The following is a 22553-nucleotide window of genomic DNA, read 5'->3' as shown; positions in this document are numbered from 1 at the left end:
TTGTTGCGGTAGCATCCTCGTTCACCGCGCCCGTCCCCTGCTTCCCGCCGATGTCCGCCCCTGATTCTCACGCCCCGCTGTCCCGCCCCGCCGTCGCCAAGTCGTGGCGCGGCCGCCTCGAACTCGGCTTCGAGCGGCACGGCGCGCGCACGACGCTTGCGCACCGGCTGCACGACGGCCCGCTGCGCGTGCAGCGGCCGCTGTACCCGGAAGGCGACGCGATCTGCCACGCGGTGATCGTCCACCCGCCGGGCGGCGTCGCGGGCGGCGACCGGCTCGACATCGACATCGCGCTCGGCGACGGCACGCACGCGGTGCTGACGACGCCCGGCGCGACCAAGTGGTACAAGTCGAACGGCCTCGATGCGACGCAGCGCGTCGGCATCACGGTCGGCGCGCATGCGAAGCTCGACTGGCTGCCGCAGAACAACCTGTTCTTCGACGCGGCGCACGCGGCGCTCGACTTCACGGTGACGCTCGGTGCGGGCGCCAGTGCGATCGGCTGGGACGCGTCGCAGCTCGGCCGGCAGGCGGCCGGCGAAACCTGGTCGGCGGGCCGCATCGCGTCGACCTCGGCGCTCGTCGATGCCGACGGCCGGCCGCTGTGGACCGAACGTGCGCTGCTCGACGCGCACGACCCGCTGCGCGGCGCGCTGCAGGGTCTCGCCGGCTTTCCCGCGTACGGCACGCTATGGGCCGCCGGCGCCGCATGCGACGCCGCGCTCGCCGAAGCGCTCGCCGCGCGGATGCCGTTCGACGACACGCTGCGCGCGGGGGCAACGTGCGTGACCCCGGGGGTCGTGCTCGTGCGCGCGCTCGCGACATCGATGGAAGCGCTGCAACGCCACTTCACCGACTGCTGGCTGCAGTTGCGGCCGATCGTGCACGGCGTCGACGCACGGCCGCTGCGTCTCTGGCAAACCTGAGCGCCGTCGCGCCACGCACCGTTTCGGCGCAGCGTCGCGACGGGCGTTGCACGCTGGCCATGCATCGCGCACCACGAACGCGCATCGCGCTGCGTTTCATGCACATGGCACGCGCCTTGCTCCTTACATAACCGATACGCGGCGCACGCTAAACAGCGCGGTGCTACGATGACCCGCGCGTTCGCCCCGTTGCGCATGCACCGATAAAAATTACGTTTTCCTGAACGTCTACCTTCATGAAACTGACTCCCCGAGAGAAGGACAAGCTGCTGATCTTCACGGCGGCGCTGCTGGCCGAGCGCCGTCGCGCCCGCGGCCTGAAGCTCAACTATCCGGAGGCGGTCGCCTTCATCACCGCCGCGCTGATGGAAGCCGCGCGCGACGGCAAGACCGTCGCCGAGGTGATGCATTACGGCACGACGCTGCTCACGCGCGATGACGTGATGGACGGCGTGCCGGAGATGATTCCCGACATCCAGGTCGAAGCGACCTTCCCCGACGGCACGAAGCTCGTGACCGTCCATCACCCGATTCCGTGAGGCCCCGCATGATCCCCGGCGAAATCCTCACCGACGACGGCGAACACGAACTGAACGCGGGCCGCGCGACGCTGACGCTCGTCGTCGCGAACACCGGCGACCGCCCGGTACAGGTCGGCTCGCACTACCACTTCTTCGAAGTCAACGACGCACTGTCATTCGATCGCGCGGCCGCGCGCGGCTTTCGCCTGAACATTGCGGCCGGCACCGCCGTGCGCTTCGAGCCGGGCCAGACGCGCACCGTCGAGCTGGTCGCACTCGCGGGCGATCGCGCCGTCTACGGTTTTCAGGGCAAAGTGATGGGGCCGCTGTAAGCCGCGCCCCGCTCTTCAGGAACAGCAACATGACACTACGCTTGAGCCGCCGCGCGTACGCGGAAATGTTCGGGCCGACGACGGGCGACCGCGTCCGGCTCGCCGATACCGAACTGCTGATCGAGATCGAACGCGACTTCACGACCTACGGCGAGGAAGTGAAATTCGGTGGCGGGAAAGTGATCCGCGACGGGATGGGCCAGTCGCAGCGCGTGGCGGCCGACGTGCCCGACACGGTCATCACGAACGCGGTGATCCTCGATCACTGGGGCATCGTGAAGGCCGACATCGCGCTCAAGCACGGCCGCATCGCGGCGATCGGCAAGGCCGGCAACCCCGACATCCAGCCGGGCGTGACGATCGCGATCGGCGCCGCAACCGAAGTGATCGCCGGCGAAGGGCTGATCGTGACGGCCGGCGGCATCGACACGCACATCCACTTCATCAGCCCGCAGCAGATCGACGAGGCGCTCGCCTCGGGCGTCACGACGATGCTCGGCGGCGGCACCGGGCCGGCCACCGGCACCAACGCGACGACCTGCACGCCGGGCCCGTGGCACATGGAGCGGATGCTGCAGGCCGCCGACGGCTGGCCGATCAACCTCGGCTTTCTCGGCAAGGGCAATGCGAGCCTGCCGCAGCCGCTCGTCGAGCAGATCGCGGCCGGCGCGATCGGGCTGAAGCTGCACGAGGACTGGGGCACGACGCCCGCCGCGATCGACAACTGCCTGTCGGTCGCCGACGATACCGACACGCAGGTTGCGATCCACACCGACACGCTGAACGAAGGCGGTTTCGTCGAATCGACGGTCGCCGCGTTCAAGGGCCGCACGATCCACACGTACCACACCGAAGGCGCGGGCGGCGGCCATGCGCCCGACATCCTGAAAGTGTGCGGCGAGGCGAACGTGCTGCCGTCGTCGACCAACCCGACGCGCCCGTACACGATCAACACGCTCGACGAGCATCTCGACATGCTGATGGTGTGCCATCACCTCGACCCGTCGATCGCCGAGGATCTCGCGTTCGCCGAATCGCGGATCCGCCGCGAGACGATCGCGGCGGAGGACATCCTGCACGATCTCGGCGCGCTGTCGATGCTGTCGTCCGACTCGCAGGCGATGGGCCGCGTCGGCGAGGTGATCATCCGCACCTGGCAGACCGCGCACAAGATGAAGGTGCAGCGCGGCGCGCTGCCGGAAGACACCGCGCGCAACGACAACTTCCGCGCAAAGCGCTACGTCGCGAAGTACACGATCAACCCGGCGATCACGCACGGCATTGCGCACGAAGTCGGCTCGATCGAGCCCGGCAAGTGGGCCGACCTCGTGCTGTGGGAGCCGGCGTTCTTCGGGATCAAGCCGTCGATGATCCTGAAGGGCGGGATGATCGCGATGGCGCAGATGGGCGACCCGAACGCGTCGATCCCCACGCCGCAGCCGGTTCACTACCGCGAGATGTTTGCGACACGCGGCGGCGCGCTCGCGCGCACGTCGTTGACCTTCGTGTCGCAGATGGCCGCCGATGCGGGCATCGCGGAACGCTATGGCCTCGCGAAGCGCATCGTGCCCGTGCGCAACTGCCGCAACGTGACGAAGGCCGACATGATCCACAACGCGTGGCGCCCGTCGATCAGCGTCGATCCCGAAACCTACGACGTGATCGCCGACGGCCAGTTGCTCACCTGCGAGCCGGCCACGGTGCTGCCGATGGCGCAACGCTATTTCCTGTTCTGATCTGATTGCCGGTTCTCGATTCATGCGCACCCTCGACAAACGCATTGCCCCGAACGTGAAACTCGCCGCGTCGCTCGTCGCGCGCGCGCCGACGCTCACGCTCGCCTACGACGCCCGCTGCAAGAGCCGCCTCGCGGCGACGCTCGACACCGGCGAGGACGTCGCGGTCCTGCTGCCGCGCGGCACGATCCTGCGCGACGGCGACGTGCTCGTCGCCGACGACGGCGCGCTCGTGCGTATCGCCGCGGCGCCGGAGACGGTGCTGCGCGTGCGCGCGGCCGATCCGCTCACGCTGATGCGCGCCGCGTACCACCTCGGCAACCGTCACACGCCGGTCGAGATCGGCGACGGCTACCTGAAGCTCGAAGCCGACCCGGTACTCGCGGACATGCTGCGCCGGCTCGGCACGCAGGTCGAGGAGACCCTTGCACCGTTCCAGCCGGAAGCCGGTGCATACGGCGGCGGCCACAAGCACGGGCACGACGCGACGTTCGCCGAGGATTACGCGCTGGCGCAACAGGTATTCGGCGAGCATCACGGCCACTCGCACGATCACGATCACGATCACGATCACGATCACGATCACGGCCATCAGCATGGTCCCGGTTGCGCGCACGGCCACGGCCATGACCACCACTGAACTCGTCGCGCTGCTGCACCTTGCATCGCCGGCGCTGCCGATCGGCGCGTTCAGCTATTCGCAGGGGCTCGAAGCGGCGCTCGACGCGAACCTGATCCGCGACGCGGATACCGCGCGCGACTGGATCGCGAGCGGCCTGACCGACGTGCTCGCGCACGGCGAGCTGCCGTTCCTCGCGCACCAGCTCGCGCGCTGGCACGCGCACGACGCACCGGCGCTCGTCGCCGAAAACGCGTGGTTCATCGCGAGCCGCGAATCGGCGGAACTGCGCCGCGAGACCGAACAGATGGGCTGGTCGCTCGCGCAGCTCTGCGCGTCGCTCGAATGGGGCGATGCCGGACGCCGCGCGACACTCGCAACGATGACGCCGATCGCACTGCCCACCGCATTCGCGTATGCAGCCGCCGCGCACGACGCGAGCGCCGACGCGGTGCTCGCCGCTTACGCATTCGGCTGGGTCGAGAACCAGACGTCCGCCGCGCTGAAGGCCGTACCGCTCGGCCAGCTCGCCGGGCAACGCATCATCGTCGCGCTGCGCGGCGCGATCGACGCGGCCGTGCGCCGCGCGCTCGCGACGCCGCCCGACGCCGTCAACACGTTCGCGCCGCAGCTCGGCATTCTGTCCGCACGGCACGAAACCCAGTATTCGCGGTTGTTCCGCTCCTGAACACGACGCTACCCGCCATGAACGCACCTGCTTCCTCCCCCGCCCGCCGCACGAAGAAACTGCCGCCGCTGCGCGTCGGCATCGGCGGCCCCGTCGGCTCCGGCAAGACCACCCTGCTCGAAATGCTGTGCAAGGCGATGCGCGACCAGTACGACCTCGTCGCGATCACCAACGACATCTATACGAAGGAAGACCAGCGGCTGCTGACGGTCGCGGGCGCGCTGCCCGAGGAACGCATCATGGGCGTCGAGACGGGCGGCTGCCCGCATACGGCGATCCGCGAGGATGCGTCGATCAACCTCGAAGCGGTCGACCGGATGCTGTCGCGCTTTCCCGATGCCGACATCGTGTTCATCGAATCGGGCGGCGACAATCTCGCGGCGACCTTCAGCCCCGAGCTATCGGACCTGACGATCTACGTGATCGATGTCGCGGGCGGCGAGAAGATTCCACGCAAGGGCGGCCCGGGCATCACGAAGTCCGACCTGCTCGTGATCAACAAGACGGATCTCGCGCCGCTGGTCGGCGCGAACCTCGACGTGATGGCGTCCGACACGAAGAAGATGCGCGGCGAGCGGCCTTACGTGATGACGAACCTGAAGGCGCTCGAAGGCGTCGCGGACGTGATCGCGTTCATCGAGAAGAAGGGCTTGCTGACGGTCTGAGCCGCGTGGCAGCACCCTACGGTGCCGCCACGCGTAACGGGCGGCATTGCGCCGCCTTCGCCTATTCGTCGGAAGTGTCCTGCGCGTCCTGCAGTGCGCGCACGCCGCGTTCGGCGGGCGGCAACAGCGCCGCGAGCACGTCGACCGTGCGTGCGGTCGCGCCGCGGTGACGCGACGCGAACGCCGCGCCGGCCGCGCCCATCGCGATGCGCCGCGCCTTGTCGGCGAACAGCGCGTCGAGCACGTGCGCGAGATCGAGCGGGTCCTCGACCTGCAGCGCCGCACCGGCCGCAACCGCGTCGGCGGTCGCCTGCGTGAAGTTGAATACGTGCTTCCCGATCAGCACCGGCACGCCGACCGCGCATGCTTCGATCAGGTTCTGGCCGCCGAGCGGCAACAGGCTGCCGCCGATGAACGCGATATCGGCGGCCGCGTAATACGCGCCGAGCTCGCCCATCGAATCGCCAAGCAGCACCGTCACGTCGTCCGGCAGCGGCTCGGCAGCCGGATGGCCGGCCGCGAGCGCCGCCGTGTCGGCCGCCCAGACGGAGCGTCGCACGCACTTGAGCCCGCTGCGCTCGACGAGCGCCTCGACCTCGGCGAAACGCTGCGGATGTCGCGGCACGAGCACCAGCAGCGCGCCGGGCGTGCGCATCGCCGCGAATGCCTCGAGCACCAGCGCCTCCTCATTCTCGCGCGTGCTCGCAGCAACCCACACGGGCCGCGCGCCGATCGCGTCGCGCCACGCATGGCCGCGCGCCGCCAGTTCCGGCGGCGTCGTCATGTCGAACTTCAGGTTGCCGAGGACGGCCACGTTGCGCGCGCCGAGCGACGTCAGCCGCTCCGCATCGGCCGGACTCTGCGCAAGCACGCGCGAGAAGCCGCCGAACACGTCGTGCGTCGCCACGCCGAACTTCCCCGCGCGCCGGAACGAACGCGCGGACATGCGCGCATTGGTCAGCACCAGCGGCACGTCCGCGCGGCGGCACTCGTCGATCAGCGTGGGCCACACCTCGGTTTCCATCACGAGGCCGAGCGTCGGCCGCCATGCGCGCAGGAAGCGTCGCACCGCGCCGGGCATGTCGTACGGCAGATAGCAACGCAGCACGCGATCGCCGAAGATCTGTTCACCGGTTGCGCGGCCGCTCGGCGTCATGTGCGTGAGCAGGATGCGCACATCGGGGCGGGCATGCATCAGCGCGTCGATCAGCGGCTGCGCCGCACGCGTCTCGCCCACCGATACCGCATGCACCCAGATCAGCGGCGCACGGTCGTCGCGCGAGCGGCCCGCCACGTGGCCGAAGCGTTCACCGACGTGCTCGCGATAGCCGCGCTCCTTGCGCGAGCGCACATAGAGCCGGATGACCGCGACAGGCGCGACGAGCCACCACAGCGCGCGATAGATCACCCTCAGCATGCGGCGACCCTCATGTTGCAACGGAGAAGATGCGCGCTCAAACCAGCGCCCTGCCCTTCAGGCGTTCGAGAATGCCGAGCGGCGCGCATTCGCGGCGGACCATCGCGTCGACCGGCAGGAAGAACGTCTGTTCGAGCATGAACTGGCCCGACATCACAGCGTGCGAAGTCTGATCCGAGAAACATATCCACACGCAGCCCGGCGGAAACGGCATGGTCTCCTGTGGGCTCGTCTTCTGGTAGTCGAGATCCGCCTTCATGCTGTCGTGCAGGTTCAGCATCAGGTGGTCGTACGCGCTGCGCGGCGACTTCGTCACGTGCAGCAGGTTCAGCAGCCATGCGGCGCCCGGCAACTGCGGCTTGATGTGCGGCAGGAAGCGCTTCGCGACGTCCTCGAACGGCTCGCCGACGCGCCACACGCGCGGCACGCCGGCCGGGTTCACGTTCGTGAACACGCGCAGGATGCGCTCGCCGTAGTTGGGCCGCGACGGGAACGCGTCCACGTGCAGCCGGCTGTCGTCCTTGCGCCACGACGTCTGGCGCGTCTCGACCTGCATCAGCCGCAGGCTCGTCGGCGCGACGCGCAGCTTGCCGCGGTATTCGGGAAAGAGGCCGTCGACGAGCGTGCCGGCCTGCTGCTGGAAGCGCGCGACAAGCGCGCGCACCGCCGACTGCGTGACGCTGTCGCCGAGCACGCCGGCGAGCGCGCCGCCGTTCGGCGCGAGGCTGATGTTCTTGCGTTTCGGGTCGGCGAGCGCCGGATCGAGCAACGCTTCCTCGCCGCCTTCGATCGCGAAGCGCAGGTGCGGGAAATACAGCACCTTGCCTTCCTCGACGGCCGCCAGCAACTGCTCGCGCGGCGCCGACAGGTTGTGCCCGCTCCAGTCGGCGGACGGGACTTCGATGATCTGGGATTCGCTCATGTTCGGTTCGCGTGGGTTCGCGCGTGTGACAGCATTACAGGAGACCGAAGCCCGCGAGCGCCGACTTCACCTGCGCGATCGACGGGGGTTGCCCCGCCGTGCCGAGATTGACGACGTTCGGCGACCAGTAGCCGCCGGTCCGCCAGGCCGTCGCGAAATTGTACAGTTCGACCGTCGGACGCTTCAGCGCGGCCGCGATGTGAACCAGACCTGTATCAACCCCGACGACCGCATCCGCGCCGTCGATCAGGCCGACCACGGCCGGCAGCGACAGCTTCGGCGGCACGATCGCCGCCGCGCCGAACGCCTGGGCCAGCCGCTCGCTGGTCGCGCGCTCCGCGTCGTTGCCCCACGGCAGCACGAGCGACGCGCCGCGCCGCACGAGTGCCTGACCGAGCTCGATCCACGCGGCGTCCGGCCACTGCTTGTCGGCGCGCGACGTTGCATGGACGAACACCACGTACGGCACCGGCAGGTTCAGGCCGAGCGCGGCCACCGCGAGCGCCGCCGCGCGCGTATCGAGGCCGAACTCGACCGGATCGGCCGGCGTCGGCGCCGGTTCACCGAGCGCCGCCGCAACCAGTTGCCGCGAGCGCTCGACGACGTGCGTGCGCGGCGCGATCGGCACACGCTTGCGGTAGAAGAAGCGCACGGGCCACTCGTAGCCGGCGCCGTCGGTGCGGTTGCCGAGCCCGACGAGCGGGCCGCGCGCCCAGCTCGCGACCCAGGCCGTCTTGATGAGGCCCTGGCAGTCGATCACGAGGTCGTACTGCTCGGCGGCGAGGCGCCGGCGGAAGGCGCGGATCTCGCGCCACGTGGCGCCCGAGAACGGCTTCTTGCGCCAGCGGCGCAGCGAGAACGGCAGCACGTTACGCACGCCCTCGACGAGCTTGACCAGGTCGACGAAGCTTTCCTCGACGAGCCAGTCGATCTGCGCATCGGGGTGGCGGCGCCGGATATCGGCGATCACCGGCATGTTGTGCACGACGTCGCCCAGCGACGACACGCGCACGATCAGGATCTTTTGCACGCTGAAAAAACGCCGGCAGGCAGCCGGCGACAAGCAGAAAGACGCGATTTTATCGCGCCCGGGGAATCACACAGGCAAAAAGCGGCCGCACGCCTTTGGCGTGCGCCGCTTTTCGGGGATGGTGCGACGATCGGACTCACCGTCGCACCGGCGGCAGCCCGCGGGCCGCCGATGCTCAGAACGGCAGCTTGACGTCCGGCTTCGCGGCCGTCAGCACGCGTCGGAAGTCCTCCTGGATGCGCTTGAGCCCTTCCTGCGTCTCCGACTCGAAACGCATCACGACGACCGGCGTCGTGTTCGACGAACGCGCGAGGCCGAAGCCGTCCGGGTACTCGACACGCAGGCCGTCGATCGTCACGACTTCCTCGGCGCCATCGAACTTCGCCTCTTTCTGCAGCTTGTCGATCAGGCGGAAGTTCTCGCCTTCGTCGAGCCACAGCTGCAGTTCGGGCGTGCTCATCGCGTCCGGCAGCCCGTTCAGCAGCGCGCTCGGATCGGCCGTCTTCGCAAGGATCTCGAGCAGGCGTGCGCCCGTGTAGAGACCGTCGTCGAAGCCGTACCAGCGATCCTTGAAGAACACGTGGCCGCTCATTTCACCGGCGAGCGGCGCACCCGTCTCGCGCAGCTTCGCCTTCACGAGCGAGTGGCCCGTCTTCCACATCAGCGGCTCGCCGCCCTTCGACTTCACCCATTGCGCGAGGTGGCGCGTGCACTTCACGTCATAGATGATCTGCGCACCCGGGTTGCGCGACAGCACTTCTTCCGCGAACAGCATCAGCTGGCGGTCCGGATAGATGATCTGGCCGTCCTTCGTGACGACGCCCAGGCGGTCGCCGTCGCCGTCGAACGCGAAGCCGATCTCGGCGTCGGTGTCCTTCAGCGCCTGGATCACGTCCTGGAGGTTTTCCGGGTGGGCGGGATCGGGGTGGTGATTCGGGAACGTGCCGTCGATGTCGGTGAAGCGCTCGACGAGCTCGCAGCCGAGCGCCTTGAACAGGCGCGTCGCGAGCGGGCCGGCCACGCCGTTGCCGGCGTCGACGACGAGCTTCATCGGGCGGGCCGGCTTGATGTCGCCGACGATGCGCGCGATGTATTGATCCGCCACGTCGAACTGCTCGTACGAGCCGCTGCCCGTCTCGAAGCGCTCGTCGACGATGCGGCGGTACAGCGCCTGGATCTGCTCGCCGTAGATCGCGGCGCCGCGCAGCACCATCTTGAAACCGTTGTAGTCGGGCGGGTTGTGGCTGCCCGTGACGACGATGCACGAATCGACGCGGCGCTCGCCGCCCTTCAGCGCGAGCGGGACGTTCGCCGCGAAATAGCCGACCGGCGTGGGCACCATGCCGACGTCGACGACGTCGACGCCCGCCGCACGCAGGCCGTCGGCAAGCGCGCCGACGAGTTCCGGCCCGGACAGGCGGCCGTCGCGCGCGACGACGACCGCATCGCCGCCCTGCGCGCGCACTTCGCTGCCGAAGGCCCGGCCGATCCCGCGCGCCGTGTCGGCGTCGAGCGTCTTGCCGACCACGCCACGAATGTCATATGCCTTGAAGATGGATTGGGAGATCATCGATTCTCTTCTCTCAGTTGCGTGCATGGAAAATTGTCTGGCTTGCCTGGCCGCCGCTCGCCGGTGCCGCGCATGATACAGGCTCGCCCGGCACGGAGTGAAACCGCTGGCGCGGAACGGCGGGAGCGACCCCGATCCCACTTATAATCGCGGGTTTTGATGACGCGCATACCGCCCATTTTAATGCCTAGCCGTCCCGCCGCCGCCAACCTGCCCCCTCCGGGCACCCTGCCGGCCGCCTTGCGCGCACGCCGCCGCCGCGCATGCTGAAGCGCTTCGGCAACCCGGATGTCGCGAAGGCCGTCGCGAATCTCGTCTGGCTGGGGCTCGAACGGCTCACGCAGATCGGCGTCGCGATCGCGATCAGCGGCCTGCTGGCCCGTTATTTCGGGCCAGATGTGTTCGGCAAATGGCAGTATGCGAATACGCTCCTCCTGGTACTGGCGCCGCTCACCTGGGTGTGCGGCGCGGAAATCCTCGTCCCCACCATCGTCCAGCGCCCGCCCGCCCAGCTCGGCGCGGTGCTCGGCAGCGCGTTCGCGCTGCGCATTGCCGTCTCCGCCGCCGCGCTCGTCGCGACCTGGATCGCAATCGCCGCGGGCGCCTTCGATCCGCTGGTCGGCGCGATGCTCGCGGGCCTGGCGGTCACGATGGTGTTCCGCGAGCCTTTCGTCGGCGTGATCAACGCGTGGCTGCAGAGCATGACCTACAGCAAGCCGCAGCTCGTCACCAGCATGGTCACTGCGCTGGCGAAGGCGCTGCTCGTCTGGCTGCTGGTCCGCGCGGCCGCGGGCCCCGCCCGCTTCGCGTGGCTGTGGGCGCTCGAGGCCGCCGCAATCGGCATCGCGCTGGTGCTGTACTACCGGCATCGTAACGGCGGCTCGCTCGGCTGGACGTTCGACAAACCGCTGTTCAGGCACTTTGCGACGGCCGGCACCGTCTTCTGGCTCGGCCTCATCTGCATGTACCTGTTCCTGAAGCTCGACCGCCTGATGCTCGAGCGTCACGTGTCGTTCGCCGATCTCGGCCGCTACTCGGCCGCGCAGCAGCTCAACGAGAACTGGATCACGCTCGCGCTGATGCTCGCGCAGACGATCGCGCCCGCATTCGTCTACCGCGTGTCGGACGTCGCGCGGCTGCGCCGCAACATCGTCCGGCTGATCGCGATGACGGCCTGCCTGATGACGGCCGGCGCGCTCGTGCTCGACGCCGCCGCCCCGCTGATCGTCGGCAAGGTGTTCGGCCACGGCTACGAGGCGTCGGTCGACATCTTCCGCTGGGCGGTCTGGCTGTCGGTACCGGCCGGCATCGAGGCGATAGGCAATCTTATCGTTCTCAAATATCAAGCAAAATTCGTGTTGCTGTCGAAATGGCTGCTCGCGCTGGCGATCGCCGCGCTCGTCAACCTGTTCGCGATCCCGCGGCTCGGCCTGTACGGCGCGCTCGTCGGGCTCGCGGCCGGCTATCTGGCCGCCGCCGCCGTCAACTTTTATTACATCCGTTTCAAGCTGCGAACATGACGTCCCCCGATTGCCCGCCCCCGCTCGACGACGTGGCCGTGCTGATGCCGGCCTACAACGGGCACGACGACGTCGTCCGGACCCTCGCATCGTTTCGCGAGGACACGCCCGTGCACGTGCTGATCGTCGATGACGGCAGCACGCCGCCGATCGTCGCGCCCGACCTGCCCGGCCTCACGATCGACGTGTTGCGCATGCCGCAGAACGGCGGCATCGAGCGTGCGCTCGCGGCCGGCATCGATGCGCTCGCCGCGCGCGGCTTCCGCTATGCGGCGCGCATCGACGCGGGCGATCTCTCTGCCCCGCAGCGCCTCGCGAAGGAGCGCGCGTATCTCGGCGCCCACCCGCGCGTGGCCTGCGTCGGCATGTGGACGCAGGTCGTGTCGCGCGCCGGCGAGCCGCGCTTCATGCTGACGCCGCCCGCCGATCCGCGCACGCTGCGCCGCACGCGCTTCCTGCGCTCGCCGCTCGTGCATCCTTCGGTAATGTTGCGCATCGACGCCGTGCGCGAAGTGGGGAACTATCGTGCGAAGTACCGTGCGGCCGAGGACCTCGATCTTTTTTTGCGGTTAATGCAACGCTACGATTGCGCGAACCTGCCGGAACTCGGCCTCTATTACGAACTGAACGAGGGCGGGATCAGTGCGACCAAGCGCCGGCGCCAGCTGGTGTCGACGCTCACGCTGCTGCTGAGCCACTTCAACGCGCTGAACCCGTACGACTGGGCCGGCCTCGCCAAGAACCTGCTGCATTTCGTGACGCCGTACCGTACGTTGCAGCGGATCAAGCAGACGCTGTTCGCCGCGCGGCCTTCCGCCTGACGCACGTCCGGCATTTACGACGCTTTATTTTTCCTTTTTTTCATGTCCGCCACCTCCCCGCTGCGCATCGCGCTCGTCTGCAACACGGCCTGGGCGATCCATACGTATCGCCACGGGCTGATCCGTGCGCTCGTCGCGTGCGGCGCCGAGGTCATCGTGATCGCGCCGCACGACCGCACGGTGCCCTTGCTCGAGCAGATGGGCTGCCGCTACGTGGCGCTTGCGGTCGCATCGAAAGGCACGAGCCCGCGCGAGGATCTCGGCACGCTCGCCGCGCTGGTGCGTCACTACCGCGCGCTGCAGCCCGATCTCGTGTTCCATTACACGATCAAGCCGAACATCTACGGCTCGGTCGCCGCGTGGCTCGCGCGCGTGCCGTCGATCGCGGTGACGACGGGGCTCGGCTACGTCTTCATCCAGAAAAGCCGCGCGGCAAGCGTCGCGAAGCGCCTGTACCGGTTCGCATTCCGCTTCCCGCGTGAAGTCTGGTTCCTGAACCGCGACGATCTCGCGACCTTCACCGACGAGCAGTTGCTCGCACATCCCGACCGTGCGCGGCTGCTGCACGGCGAAGGCGTCGATCTCGAACAGTTTGCGCCGGTGCCGCTGCCCGCCGGCGACGCGCCCGTCTTCATCCTGATCGGCCGGCTGCTGTGGGACAAGGGTGTGCGCGAATATGTCGAGGCCGCGCGCATCGTGCGCGCCCGCTTCCCGAACGCACGCTTCCAGCTGCTCGGGCCGCTCGGCGTCGACAATCCGAGCGCGATCGGCCGCGCGGACGTCGATGCGTGGGTCGGCGAAGGCGTGATCGAGTATCTCGGCGAAGCGCACGACGTGCGCCCCCATATCGCGGCGGCCGACTGCGTCGTGCTGCCGTCGTACCGCGAAGGCGTGCCGCGCACGCTGATGGAAGCGTCGGCAATGGGCCGCCCGATCGTCGCGACCGACGTGCCGGGCTGCCGCGACGTCGTCGCCGACGGCGAAACGGGCTTCCTGTGCCGCGTGCGCGACAGTGGGAGCCTCGCGGAGCAACTGAATCGCATGATCGCGCTCGGGCCGGAAGGCCGGGCGGCGATGGGCGCACGCGGCCGGCAAAAGGTCGCGGCGGAGTTCGACGAGCAGCAGGTCGTCGAGCGCTACAGGGAGACCATCCATTCGTTGACCGGATTCACACTCTGAAGGAGCGCATCAGCAATGACCACTAAAGGCACCATCCTCGTTACCGGCGGCGCAGGCTACATCGGCTCGCACACGGCCGTCGAGCTGCTCGACAACGGCTATGACGTCGTGATCGTCGACAACCTCGTCAACAGCAAGGCCGAATCCGTGCGCCGCATCGAGCGGATCACGGGCAAGACGCCCGCGTTCCATCAGGTCGACGTGTGCGACGAAGCCGCGCTCGCGAAGGTGTTCGACGCGCACCCGATCACCGGCACGATCCATTTCGCGGCGCTCAAGGCCGTCGGCGAATCGGTCGCGAAGCCGCTCGAGTACTACCAGAACAACATCGGCGGCCTGCTCGCCGTGCTCAAGGTCATGCGCGAGCGCAACGTCAGGCAGTTCGTGTTCAGCTCGTCCGCGACCGTGTACGGCGTGCCCGAGCGCTCGCCGATCGACGAATCGTTCCCGCTATCCGCGACCAACCCGTACGGCCAGTCGAAGCTGATCGCCGAGCAGATCCTGCGCGATCTCGAGGTGTCCGATCCGTCGTGGCGGATCGCGACGCTGCGCTACTTCAACCCGGTCGGCGCGCACGCGAGCGGGCTGATCGGCGAGGATCCGGCGGGCATCCCGAACAACCTGATGCCGTATGTCGCGCAGGTCGCGGTCGGCAAGCTGGAAAAACTGCGCGTGTTCGGCGCCGACTACCCGACGCCGGACGGCACCGGCGTGCGCGACTACATCCACGTCGTCGATCTCGCGAAGGGACACATCGCCGCGCTCGACGCGCTGGCGAAGCGCGACGCGAGCTTCGTCGTGAACCTCGGCACCGGACAAGGCTACAGCGTGCTGGAAGTCGTGCGCGCCTTCGAGAAGGCGTCGGGCCGCCCGGTGCCGTACGAACTCGTCGCGCGCCGCCCGGGCGACATCGCCGAGTGCTACGCGAACCCGCAGGCCGCGGCCGACATCATCGGCTGGCGCGCGACGCTCGGTATTGAAGAAATGTGTGCCGACCACTGGCGATGGCAGGAGGGGAACCCGCGCGGTTTTGTATAATCCGCTGTCCATTTTTCGAGCGATCCCATGCTCAGCTTCGCGTCCGGCTTCATCGTTTCCCTGCTAGTCACGCTGTTCATCGTGCGCTACGCGCACCTTCACGAGAAATTCTCGATCGACAGCGATCTGGCCGGCGTGCAGAAATTCCACGTGCGGCCCGTGCCGCGGGTCGGGGGCATCGGGATCCTCGCCGGGGTCGTCGTTGCCGCGCTGGTGCTGTCCCGGCGCTATCCGACGATCTCCGGCAGCATTCTCGGGATCGCTGCCTGCGGGCTGCCCGCTTTCCTGTCCGGCCTCGTCGAGGACCTGACCAAGCGCGTGTCGCCGCGCGCGCGGCTGCTCTGCACGATGGGTGCGGCCGCGCTGGCGTTCTGGCTGCTCGGTATCGCGGTCAAGCGCATCAGCGTGCCGCCGCTCGATTTCCTGCTCGGCTACGTCGTCATCTCGGCGTTCATCACCGTGCTCGCGGTCGCGGCGCTCGCGAACGCGATCAACATCATCGACGGCTTCAACGGGCTCGCATCGATGGTCAGCTTCATGATGTTCGCGTCGCTCGCGTATGTCGCGTTCCACGTCAACGACCCGGTCGTGATGTCCGCGTCGATCATCATGATGGGTGCCGTGCTCGGCTTCTTCCTGTGGAATTTCCCGGCCGGGCTGATCTTCCTCGGCGACGGCGGCGCGTATTTCATCGGCTTCATGCTCGCGGAACTGGCGATCATGCTCGTGATGCGCAACCGCGAGGTGTCCGCGTGGTACCCGGTGCTGCTGTTCATGTACCCGATCTTCGAGACCTGCTTCTCGATCTACCGGAAGAAGTTCATTCGCGGGATGTCGCCCGGCATCCCGGACGGTGTGCACCTGCACATGCTCGTGTACAAGCGGCTGATGCGCTGGGCCGTCGGCACGAAACACGCGCACGACCTGACGCGCCGCAATTCGCTGACGTCGCCGTACCTGTGGCTGCTGTGCCTCGTCGCGGTGATACCGGCGACGCTGTTCTGGCGGCACACGGTGCATCTTTTCGTGTTCGTCGTGCTGTTTGCGCTGACCTACGTGTGGCTGTATCTCAGCATCGTGCGGTTCAGGGCGCCGCGGTGGATGGTGGTGAGGAAGCATCGGCGCAGCCACTGAGCTGCCTGTCCGGCTTCCGGACAAAAAAAGCGCCCTTGCAGGGCGCTTTTTTTCGTCTTGCCGCCCGGTTCACGGCCTGGGGCCGCATCACCGGTTCGACGCGGCACGCACTGACGGGACGCTCTGCAACACGGGGGCAACGGCCGTCTGGTATTCCGGCACCCAGCGTCGCAGATCGCGCCGCACTTCGTCATCGGACAGGACACGATGCTGCATCAGCCACGGCAGCAGCTCGTCGAGGAAATTGTCCGGCACTTCCCGCGCACGCGCGATCCGCAGCTTCGGATGGGGGGTGCGCGTCGTCGCCTCGTCGTCCGCGAGCAGCTCCTCGTAGAGCTTCTCGCCGGGCCGCAGCCCGGTGAACTCGATCCGGATCTGCTCTTCCGAGAAACCGTACAGGCGGATCAAGTCGCACGCGAGATCGACGATCTTCACCGGCTCGCCCATGTCGAGAATGAAGATCTCGCCGCCATGCCCCATGCTCGACGCCTGCAGCACAAGCTGCGACGCTTCCGGGATCGTCATGAAGAAGCGCGTGATCTCCGGGTGCGTAACCGTGACCGGGCCGCCCTTCGCGATCTGCTGCTGGAACTTCGGAATCACGCTGCCCGCACTGCCGAGCACGTTGCCGAACCGCACGGTCTCGAACTGCGTGTGCCCGCTCGTCTGCTGCAACGCCTGGCAGGCCATTTCGGCGAGGCGCTTGCTTGCGCCCATCACGTTGGTCGGATTGACGGCCTTGTCGGTCGAGATCAGCACGAAGTGACGCACGTCGTGGCGGATCGCTGCACGGGCCACCCGATACGTGCCGAGCACGTTGTTGCGCAGCGCCTGCCACGCGTTGTGCTCCTCCATCAGCGGTACGTGCTTGTAGGCGGCCGCATGGAACACGATGTGCGGCGCATGGCGCGACATCACCTGGTCGAGCAGCAGCGAATCCTTCGCGTCGCCGATAATCGGCACGACGGGCAGGTCCGGGAAGCGCTCGTGCAACTCCTCGGTGAGCCGGTACATCGCGTACTCGGACAGGTCGAACGCGACGAGTTGCGCCGGCGCGAAACGCAGGATCTGCCGGCACAGCTCGGAGCCGATCGAACCACCCGCGCCCGTCACCATCACGACGCGGCCGCGCAGCAGCGCCTCGACGTGCGGCGTGTCGATCGTCACGGCGTCGCGGCCGAGCAGGTCTTCGAGATCGATGTTCCGCACTTGCGACAGGAAGCCCTGCCCCGGCATCAGCGCGGTCAGCGAAGGCAGCACCATCGCCTTCACGCCGGCACGCACGCACAGCGTCGCGACGCGGCGCTGTACCTCGACCGACGCCGACGGAATCGCGATGATTGCGTACTCGACCTTCATCGCGTCGGTCCAGTGCTTGAGGTCGTTGAACGAACCCAGCACCTTGTGGCCGTAGATTTCGCGACCCTGTTTTGCGACGTCGTCGTCGAGCAGGCCGACGAGGCGCCATTCGCCCGAGCGGGACAGTTCGCGCGCGAGGCTCGCGCCGGCCGTGCCGGCACCGAGCACCAGTACCGGCTTGCCCTTCCCGACGAGTCCGCCGTACAGGTAGTACTCCTTCGTCGCGCGATACAGCGCACGCGCGCCGCCCATCGCGAGGAACAGCATGAGCGGCGACACGAGCAGCACCGAGCGCGGAATGATCGGTGTCGGCTGGAACATCACGGCGCCGATCATCACGATCACGCCGCCGCCGATCACCGCCTTCGCGATGCGCATCAGGTCGGGCAGGCTCGCGAATACCCACAGCCCGCGATACAGGCCGAACCCGTGGAACATCAGCGCATAGACAGGCAGCACCCACGTGAGCGCCATTAGCGCGCCGCTCAGGAAATCATGCGGCACGCTGCCGTTGAAACGAACGAGATAAGCGAACAACCATGCGGCGACAACCGCCGTCAGGTCGAACAGGAAAGCACTCAGCGACAGCCACGACGCTCTGGATCGCAACATCGGCGGGAAACCTCAATAGTTGTTTTTGGCGGCCGACTGAAACCGGCGCCAACGCATGTCGATCAACCATCCGAACCATGCCAGGACGCCATACCAAGCGAAGAACGACAGCCATTGCTGCAGTTCGGGGCGGCCCTTTGCCCACAAGGCGACAATTATGCCCGCGAGCATGATGAGGTACCAATAAAGAGCGGTCCGACCGTGACTGACTCCCGATCGAACCATCCTTTGATAATAATGCTCGCGATGTGCCTGCCAGAACTTTTCTCCGCGTAACAGGCGTCTCAAAAGTGTTACAGATGCATCGGCAATAAAGGGCGCGAACACCATCGCTGGAAACCAGATCGGCCAGACATCGGCACGCCAGCCCCAGTAGCCCAGCGCACCGGCCAGGAATCCGAGCGGAATCGAGCCCGCGTCGCCGAGGAACAGCCTGGCCGGGTGGAAATTGAGCAGAAGAAAGCCGAGCGCAGCGCCGGCGACCGCCGCGCCCGCCACGACGAGATCGGGTGACGGATGCGCGCCGCCGAGCGCCGCGACCGCGTACCCGCCGAAGCCGAACAGCGCCATGCCGCCCGCAAGGCCGTCGGCGCCGTCCATGAAGTTGTACAGGTTCGTCAGCCAAACCATCGCGAAACCCACGCCGGCGAGCAGCCACCCGGGCGCGTCAGCCGGGAAGACGACGATCAGCGCGACGACCGCCGCGAGGTGCGCCGAGAACCGCACGCGGGCCGGCAGCCCGCGCCGGTCGTCGATCTGCGACATCGCGGCCAACCCCGCGGCCGCGATCGCGATCAGCCACAGGTGCGGCGCCAGCACTAGCAGTGCAACGATGCACACCGGTACGATGCCCCATCCACCGACGCGCGGCGTCGGCAGCGTATGAAGCGAACGATCGTTTGGAATGTCGGTGGCGAGGCGCCATGCGAGGCCGGTCGCAAGCAGCCCACGCAGGATCGCCGTCGATGCGATGGCGGCGACCAGCGCCACCACGGCCGCGGCAGGCCATGTGGAGATCGTGAAAGACATGTCGACTATTGTTGTGTATCGCGCGAACGATACCATGCGGCGGTCGCTTCGAGGCCCTGGCGGGTCGTATAGGGCGGCTTCCAGTCGAGCACGCGCCTGATCCGGCCGGTATCGAGTTGCAGGCTGCCCGTCAGGCGGTCGATAGCCGCACTGCGACCGGTCAGCTTTCCGAGCACATGCAACAGCGCCGGCGGCACCGCGATCAGCCGGGCGGGCCTGCCGAGCGCGTCGCCGACGAGACGCAGCAGGTTCGCGACCGACGGCGCGTCGTCGTCGGCAACGTGAAAGCATTCGCCGGCCGCGCGCGGGTCGATCGCGCAACGCAGCAGCGCATCGGCGAGGTTGTCGACGTAGACGATGCTGCGGCGCGCTGAAACTGCGCCGAGCGGCAACGGCATCCCGCGCGCGACCGCGTCCATCATCCGCAGGAAGTTGGCGCGGACGGCCGGGCCGTAGACGAGCGGCGGACGAACGACGACGACGTCGAGCCCCGCCGACGTGCCGAATTGGGCGAGTTGCCGCTCTGCACGCAGCTTCGAACGACCGTACGCATCCTGCGGATCGGGTTCGAATGCTTCCGACAGCGGCGCCCCGTCGTCGCCCTCCCCGACCGCCTTGATGCTGCTCGCGAACACGATGCGACGCACGCCGTGGTGGCGCGCGGCCTCGGCGAGACGCAGCGTGCCGGCCACGTTGGTGGCGTCGAACGCGGCGTCGGGATCGGGCGACTCGTCGCGCATCACGTGCACGCGCGCGGCGAGATGGATCACGCAATCGGCGGCCAGGTCGGTTGGCCACGCGTCATCCAGGGCATCGAAATCGGCCGTGTCGTGTACCCATTCGCGCACGCCGTCGATGCAGCCGCCCGGACGCCGCACCAGGGCGGTAACCGTGTGACCGGCCTCGAGCGCGCGGCGGCAGACTGCGCGGCCGACGAAGCCGTTCGCGCCGGTGACGACGAGGTGACTCACCAGAGCCTCCAGCCGAAGCGGTTGTAGAACTTGAAGGCCGATGCCGCGAACATGCGGATGTGTGCGAAGCCCTTGCGGGATGCGCCGCCGCCGTGATGGACCACGCGCACGGACGGGACGTACGCGACGCGGGCGACCTCGTGCGTGCGCAGGCTCAGGTCGTAGTCCTCGAAGTACAGGAAATAACGCGGATCGAAGCCGCCGAGCTTCTTCAGGACGTCGGTCCGGAACAGCATGAAGCAGCCGCTGACGATGGGGGGATCCCAGACGATATCGTGATCGTTGATCACGTCACGCATTTCGTAGCGGGCGAGGCGCGCGGCAAACCATCGGCGCACGCGCATAGGCAGGAATCCGCGGACGAGCAGGTCGAACAGTGCCGGGAAGCGTCGGCAAAGATACTGAACATTGCCACGATCGTCACCGATCCACGGCGTGAGCAAACCGACCTCAGGGTGCGAGTCGAGGAAATCGAGCGCGCGCACGAGCGCGTCGGGTTCAATGTCGATGTCCGGATTGAGGATGAGGTGATAGGTGCTTTCGACCGCTTCGATCGCGAGATTGTGGCCCCGTCCATAGCCGACGTTACCGTGCCCGGTCAGTAGCTCGTAATCGACTCCGGTGCCGTTGACTCCATCTCGAATCGCCGCAAGCGTAGCGGCTTCATCGCCGTTGTCAACGAGGCAAGCGCCGATTGCTACCGCTCCCCTTGAACGCCTCAATGACCGGCCGGCGGCCCCGACACCGGATAAGGTCCGCGCAAGCAGCGACGAGTCGGGACGAAAGGTCACGACGGAAATCGACAGATCCTTGGCGGGCGAAAAAGACGCGCGTTGTGAAGCAGATGGGGCGAATTGAGATGCCACGTTATGACGAAACCGTTAAGAGCATGCAACACCGGAAGTGTGCCACACTCGCTTGCAGCTGCCGACACGTACCGGCTCGAAGCTACTGATGTTGGCACGACTGCACGAATGAGTTCGTCAACCACGCACCGGCATCGCAAACGTCGTCACTTGCGGCTCGAAGCCAATCTGCCGAAAAAGCGCAGTGGCTTCGTGATTCGCCAGGATCTCGACCCCAGCATTTCGGCAACAGCGCGCTCCGCTCGCCCAAGTGCAACGTGTTGCATTTCCGATGTGGTTTCGTACGTAGCAAGGGATTCGGCGAGCGCGGCCTGTTCCTTCATCGCAATTTCGAGCTTCGTACGCAGCTCCTCTCCGATCGCAATCGCCGACTCCGTTCGCGCCCGCCAGTCGTTCAGTTCGCTTGCCTGCTCTTCGATCTGCCGCTGCAGTGCAGCGCCCTCATCGCGACACCCCGAGACTTCCGCATTCAATCGCGTGACTTCCTGCTCGAGACCCCACTCGAGTTGCAAAATCGGCGCCAGTGCTTCGAGATACAGCCAGGCCTGCTCGATGATCGGCAGCACGCGTCGTTCGAATTCCGGATCGTCGAGCTCGCTTGCCGATTCGAGGGCACCAAAAAGTGCCTTCACGTGCCGTTCGGCCGAATTTACCTTCGACAGATCGCCAGACTTAAATTTCGAGTGCCGCAATCCACCATCCAGAAACTCGTCCTCGAACGCCGCCACGCGTGATCCATCCAGCGGCAGTTCCAGCCGCACGGACATCCGTGCCAACTCGACTCGCGGAGCCTCCATCAACTTGTCGTAATCGACAAGCACTCGCTGCATGCCTTTCGTGTGATCGAGCGCCGAAATGGTGTGCATCAGCCAGAGTAGAAGCGACTTATCGTGAGAAAAACCGTCACGCTTCTCCAGCGATCGCCCGACACTCATCGGATTTCGTATGGCCAGCACATAAACGACACGCACGTCGAGGCTGTAGAAAATGGGTTGCCAGAATGGCAACAGGCGCGAAATGCGCGGGTCCTTCAACGCAAAAGTCTTGCTTCCGCATTTCTTCGACAGGAGTGCTGTCGCTCGCTCGCGAATCGCCTGGAGACTGGCTTCGTCGATCTTGCCGAATTCAATCGGAGCAAGACTGTGCCAGTCCGCACCGGCCAAACTCAGGATCTCCTGGTTGATCGCGTTGACGTCGAGATCCTCGAAGAATCCCTTGTCATTCACACCCTCCACTGCCGGCATGAGATTGTCACCAAACTCAGCGCCCATCGTCTCCATTGCGCGGGTAATGACGCTAGTGCCGCTTCGATGCATACCCAATACGACGACGAGAGTGGCCTCGGTCGCCGGATCGACGTCAGGTATGAATTGCATATTGAATATGGCGGCAGTCCGCGCAATCCCGATTGACACGGGTAACGTATGAGCCTACTGAGCACGAATATATTATCCGCCCAGGATAACGCGGAACCGCAATGTGACGAAAGCACATGTTTTCAACCTGCCAATCGCATCGTAAAGTTCTATGCAATTTTATAGCATTCACGAACAGCAAGAGCAGGCCATAATGTTTCGAAATAATACTCGTGCTGCTCG

21 protein-coding genes are annotated in these 22553 nt (G+C 66.8%); 12 read left to right on the top strand and 9 right to left on the bottom strand.

Annotated features, from left to right (window positions below; all coding sequences use genetic code 11):
• Positions 1 to 50: 50 nt before the first annotated feature.
• The 7 genes from B7G54_RS14185 (at position 51) to ureG (ending at position 5487) form a co-directional block, all read left to right on the top strand.
• Complete coding sequence (locus B7G54_RS14185; protein ID WP_085039643.1) at positions 51 to 926, top strand: urease accessory protein UreD; 876 nt, start codon at positions 51 to 53, stop codon at positions 924 to 926.
• Between the two features lie 236 nt (positions 927 to 1162).
• Positions 1163 to 1465: an urease subunit gamma gene (gene ureA, locus B7G54_RS14180; RefSeq protein WP_006406310.1), complete on the top strand. Its 303-nt coding sequence runs from the start codon at positions 1163 to 1165 to the stop codon at positions 1463 to 1465.
• An 8-nt stretch (positions 1466 to 1473) separates the two neighbouring features.
• Positions 1474 to 1779, top strand: a complete 306-nt coding sequence (locus tag B7G54_RS14175; RefSeq protein WP_046545089.1) for an urease subunit beta — start codon at positions 1474 to 1476, stop codon at positions 1777 to 1779.
• 29 nt (positions 1780 to 1808) lie between these two features.
• Positions 1809 to 3515 (top strand): urease subunit alpha, encoded by a 1707-nt coding sequence (gene ureC / locus B7G54_RS14170; protein ID WP_085039642.1) that lies wholly within the window; start codon positions 1809 to 1811, stop codon positions 3513 to 3515.
• A gap of 22 nt (positions 3516 to 3537) precedes the next feature.
• Positions 3538 to 4155: an urease accessory protein UreE gene (gene ureE / locus B7G54_RS14165; protein WP_085039641.1), complete on the top strand. Its 618-nt coding sequence runs from the start codon at positions 3538 to 3540 to the stop codon at positions 4153 to 4155.
• Positions 4142 to 4822, top strand: coding sequence for an urease accessory protein UreF (locus B7G54_RS14160; RefSeq protein WP_085039829.1), 681 nt, complete (start codon positions 4142 to 4144; stop codon positions 4820 to 4822). Before ureE ends, B7G54_RS14160 begins: the two co-directional genes overlap by 14 nt.
• Before the next feature lie 17 nt (positions 4823 to 4839).
• On the top strand, positions 4840 to 5487 hold the full coding sequence (gene ureG, locus B7G54_RS14155) for an urease accessory protein UreG (RefSeq protein ID WP_085039640.1): 648 nt from the start codon (positions 4840 to 4842) through the stop codon (positions 5485 to 5487).
• A 61-nt stretch (positions 5488 to 5548) separates the two neighbouring features.
• Here ureG and waaA read toward each other — a convergent pair whose 3' ends face one another.
• The 4 genes from waaA to B7G54_RS14135 all read right to left on the bottom strand — a co-directional run bounded on the left by waaA (position 5549) and on the right by B7G54_RS14135 (position 10426).
• Positions 5549 to 6904: a lipid IV(A) 3-deoxy-D-manno-octulosonic acid transferase gene (gene waaA / locus B7G54_RS14150; RefSeq protein ID WP_085039639.1), complete on the bottom strand. Its 1356-nt coding sequence runs from the start codon at positions 6902 to 6904 to the stop codon at positions 5549 to 5551.
• 37 nt (positions 6905 to 6941) lie between these two features.
• Positions 6942 to 7826, bottom strand: a complete 885-nt coding sequence (gene kdoO / locus B7G54_RS14145) for a Kdo hydroxylase KdoO (protein ID WP_085039638.1) — start codon at positions 7824 to 7826, stop codon at positions 6942 to 6944.
• 34 nt (positions 7827 to 7860) lie between these two features.
• A complete protein-coding gene (gene waaC / locus B7G54_RS14140; RefSeq protein ID WP_085039637.1) occupies positions 7861 to 8856 on the bottom strand; it encodes a lipopolysaccharide heptosyltransferase I in 996 nt (331 codons plus the stop codon).
• A gap of 175 nt (positions 8857 to 9031) precedes the next feature.
• Positions 9032 to 10426, bottom strand: a complete 1395-nt coding sequence (locus tag B7G54_RS14135; protein WP_085039636.1) for a phosphomannomutase/phosphoglucomutase — start codon at positions 10424 to 10426, stop codon at positions 9032 to 9034.
• 263 nt (positions 10427 to 10689) lie between these two features.
• Here B7G54_RS14135 and B7G54_RS14130 point away from each other — a divergent pair, with 263 nt between their 5' ends.
• The 5 genes from B7G54_RS14130 to B7G54_RS14110 are packed head-to-tail and all read left to right on the top strand — an operon-like array spanning position 10690 to position 16118.
• Positions 10690 to 11946 (top strand): lipopolysaccharide biosynthesis protein, encoded by a 1257-nt coding sequence (locus B7G54_RS14130; RefSeq protein WP_085039635.1) that lies wholly within the window; start codon positions 10690 to 10692, stop codon positions 11944 to 11946.
• Positions 11943 to 12767: a glycosyltransferase gene (locus B7G54_RS14125; RefSeq protein WP_085039634.1), complete on the top strand. Its 825-nt coding sequence runs from the start codon at positions 11943 to 11945 to the stop codon at positions 12765 to 12767. Before B7G54_RS14130 ends, B7G54_RS14125 begins: the two co-directional genes overlap by 4 nt.
• A gap of 42 nt (positions 12768 to 12809) precedes the next feature.
• Positions 12810 to 13946 (top strand): glycosyltransferase family 4 protein, encoded by a 1137-nt coding sequence (locus B7G54_RS14120; RefSeq protein ID WP_085039633.1) that lies wholly within the window; start codon positions 12810 to 12812, stop codon positions 13944 to 13946.
• A gap of 15 nt (positions 13947 to 13961) precedes the next feature.
• A complete protein-coding gene (gene galE, locus B7G54_RS14115; protein ID WP_085039632.1) occupies positions 13962 to 14984 on the top strand; it encodes a UDP-glucose 4-epimerase GalE in 1023 nt (340 codons plus the stop codon).
• Between the two features lie 27 nt (positions 14985 to 15011).
• A complete protein-coding gene (locus tag B7G54_RS14110; RefSeq protein ID WP_085039631.1) occupies positions 15012 to 16118 on the top strand; it encodes an MraY family glycosyltransferase in 1107 nt (368 codons plus the stop codon).
• 87 nt (positions 16119 to 16205) lie between these two features.
• On the opposite strand, the gene B7G54_RS14105 is transcribed toward B7G54_RS14110, so the two are convergent.
• The 5 genes from B7G54_RS14105 to B7G54_RS14085 all read right to left on the bottom strand — a co-directional run bounded on the left by B7G54_RS14105 (position 16206) and on the right by B7G54_RS14085 (position 22331).
• Positions 16206 to 18089: a polysaccharide biosynthesis protein gene (locus B7G54_RS14105; RefSeq protein ID WP_085039630.1), complete on the bottom strand. Its 1884-nt coding sequence runs from the start codon at positions 18087 to 18089 to the stop codon at positions 16206 to 16208.
• Positions 18090 to 18101: 12 nt separating this feature from the next.
• On the bottom strand, positions 18102 to 19118 hold the full coding sequence (locus tag B7G54_RS14100) for an MraY family glycosyltransferase (RefSeq protein ID WP_244289337.1): 1017 nt from the start codon (positions 19116 to 19118) through the stop codon (positions 18102 to 18104).
• Between the two features lie 5 nt (positions 19119 to 19123).
• The gene (locus tag B7G54_RS14095) at positions 19124 to 20089 is read right to left on the bottom strand and encodes a UDP-glucose 4-epimerase family protein (protein WP_085039627.1); all 966 of its coding nucleotides are present in this window, start codon (positions 20087 to 20089) and stop codon (positions 19124 to 19126) included.
• Positions 20086 to 20955, bottom strand: coding sequence for a glycosyltransferase family 2 protein (locus B7G54_RS14090; RefSeq protein ID WP_244289336.1), 870 nt, complete (start codon positions 20953 to 20955; stop codon positions 20086 to 20088). Before B7G54_RS14090 ends, B7G54_RS14095 begins: the two co-directional genes overlap by 4 nt.
• 146 nt (positions 20956 to 21101) lie before the next feature.
• Positions 21102 to 22331 (bottom strand): sulfotransferase family protein, encoded by a 1230-nt coding sequence (locus B7G54_RS14085; RefSeq protein ID WP_085039626.1) that lies wholly within the window; start codon positions 22329 to 22331, stop codon positions 21102 to 21104.
• Between the last annotated feature and the right edge of the window lie 222 nt (positions 22332 to 22553).

The organism is Burkholderia puraquae (assembly GCF_002099195.1).
Taxonomy (GTDB): Bacteria; Pseudomonadota; Gammaproteobacteria; order Burkholderiales; family Burkholderiaceae; genus Burkholderia; species Burkholderia puraquae.
The sequence above is the reverse complement of the archived record's forward strand: the minus strand, read 5'-3'. Positions and strand labels throughout refer to the sequence as shown.

Coding starts and splice junctions, on each gene's coding strand:
- B7G54_RS14185 (WP_085039643.1), top strand. CDS start 51: ATGTCCGCCCCTGATTCTCACGCCCCGCTGTCCCGCCCCGCCGTCGCC.
- ureA (WP_006406310.1), top strand. CDS start 1,163: ATGAAACTGACTCCCCGAGAGAAGGACAAGCTGCTGATCTTCACGGCG.
- B7G54_RS14175 (WP_046545089.1), top strand. CDS start 1,474: ATGATCCCCGGCGAAATCCTCACCGACGACGGCGAACACGAACTGAAC.
- ureC (WP_085039642.1), top strand. CDS start 1,809: ATGACACTACGCTTGAGCCGCCGCGCGTACGCGGAAATGTTCGGGCCG.
- ureE (WP_085039641.1), top strand. CDS start 3,538: ATGCGCACCCTCGACAAACGCATTGCCCCGAACGTGAAACTCGCCGCG.
- B7G54_RS14160 (WP_085039829.1), top strand. CDS start 4,142: ATGACCACCACTGAACTCGTCGCGCTGCTGCACCTTGCATCGCCGGCG.
- ureG (WP_085039640.1), top strand. CDS start 4,840: ATGAACGCACCTGCTTCCTCCCCCGCCCGCCGCACGAAGAAACTGCCG.
- waaA (WP_085039639.1), bottom strand. CDS start 6,904: ATGCTGAGGGTGATCTATCGCGCGCTGTGGTGGCTCGTCGCGCCTGTC.
- kdoO (WP_085039638.1), bottom strand. CDS start 7,826: ATGAGCGAATCCCAGATCATCGAAGTCCCGTCCGCCGACTGGAGCGGG.
- B7G54_RS14135 (WP_085039636.1), bottom strand. CDS start 10,426: ATGATCTCCCAATCCATCTTCAAGGCATATGACATTCGTGGCGTGGTC.
- B7G54_RS14130 (WP_085039635.1), top strand. CDS start 10,690: ATGCTGAAGCGCTTCGGCAACCCGGATGTCGCGAAGGCCGTCGCGAAT.
- B7G54_RS14125 (WP_085039634.1), top strand. CDS start 11,943: ATGACGTCCCCCGATTGCCCGCCCCCGCTCGACGACGTGGCCGTGCTG.
- B7G54_RS14120 (WP_085039633.1), top strand. CDS start 12,810: ATGTCCGCCACCTCCCCGCTGCGCATCGCGCTCGTCTGCAACACGGCC.
- galE (WP_085039632.1), top strand. CDS start 13,962: ATGACCACTAAAGGCACCATCCTCGTTACCGGCGGCGCAGGCTACATC.
- B7G54_RS14110 (WP_085039631.1), top strand. CDS start 15,012: ATGCTCAGCTTCGCGTCCGGCTTCATCGTTTCCCTGCTAGTCACGCTG.
- B7G54_RS14105 (WP_085039630.1), bottom strand. CDS start 18,089: ATGTTGCGATCCAGAGCGTCGTGGCTGTCGCTGAGTGCTTTCCTGTTC.
- B7G54_RS14100 (WP_244289337.1), bottom strand. CDS start 19,118: ATGTCTTTCACGATCTCCACATGGCCTGCCGCGGCCGTGGTGGCGCTG.
- B7G54_RS14085 (WP_085039626.1), bottom strand. CDS start 22,331: ATGCAATTCATACCTGACGTCGATCCGGCGACCGAGGCCACTCTCGTC.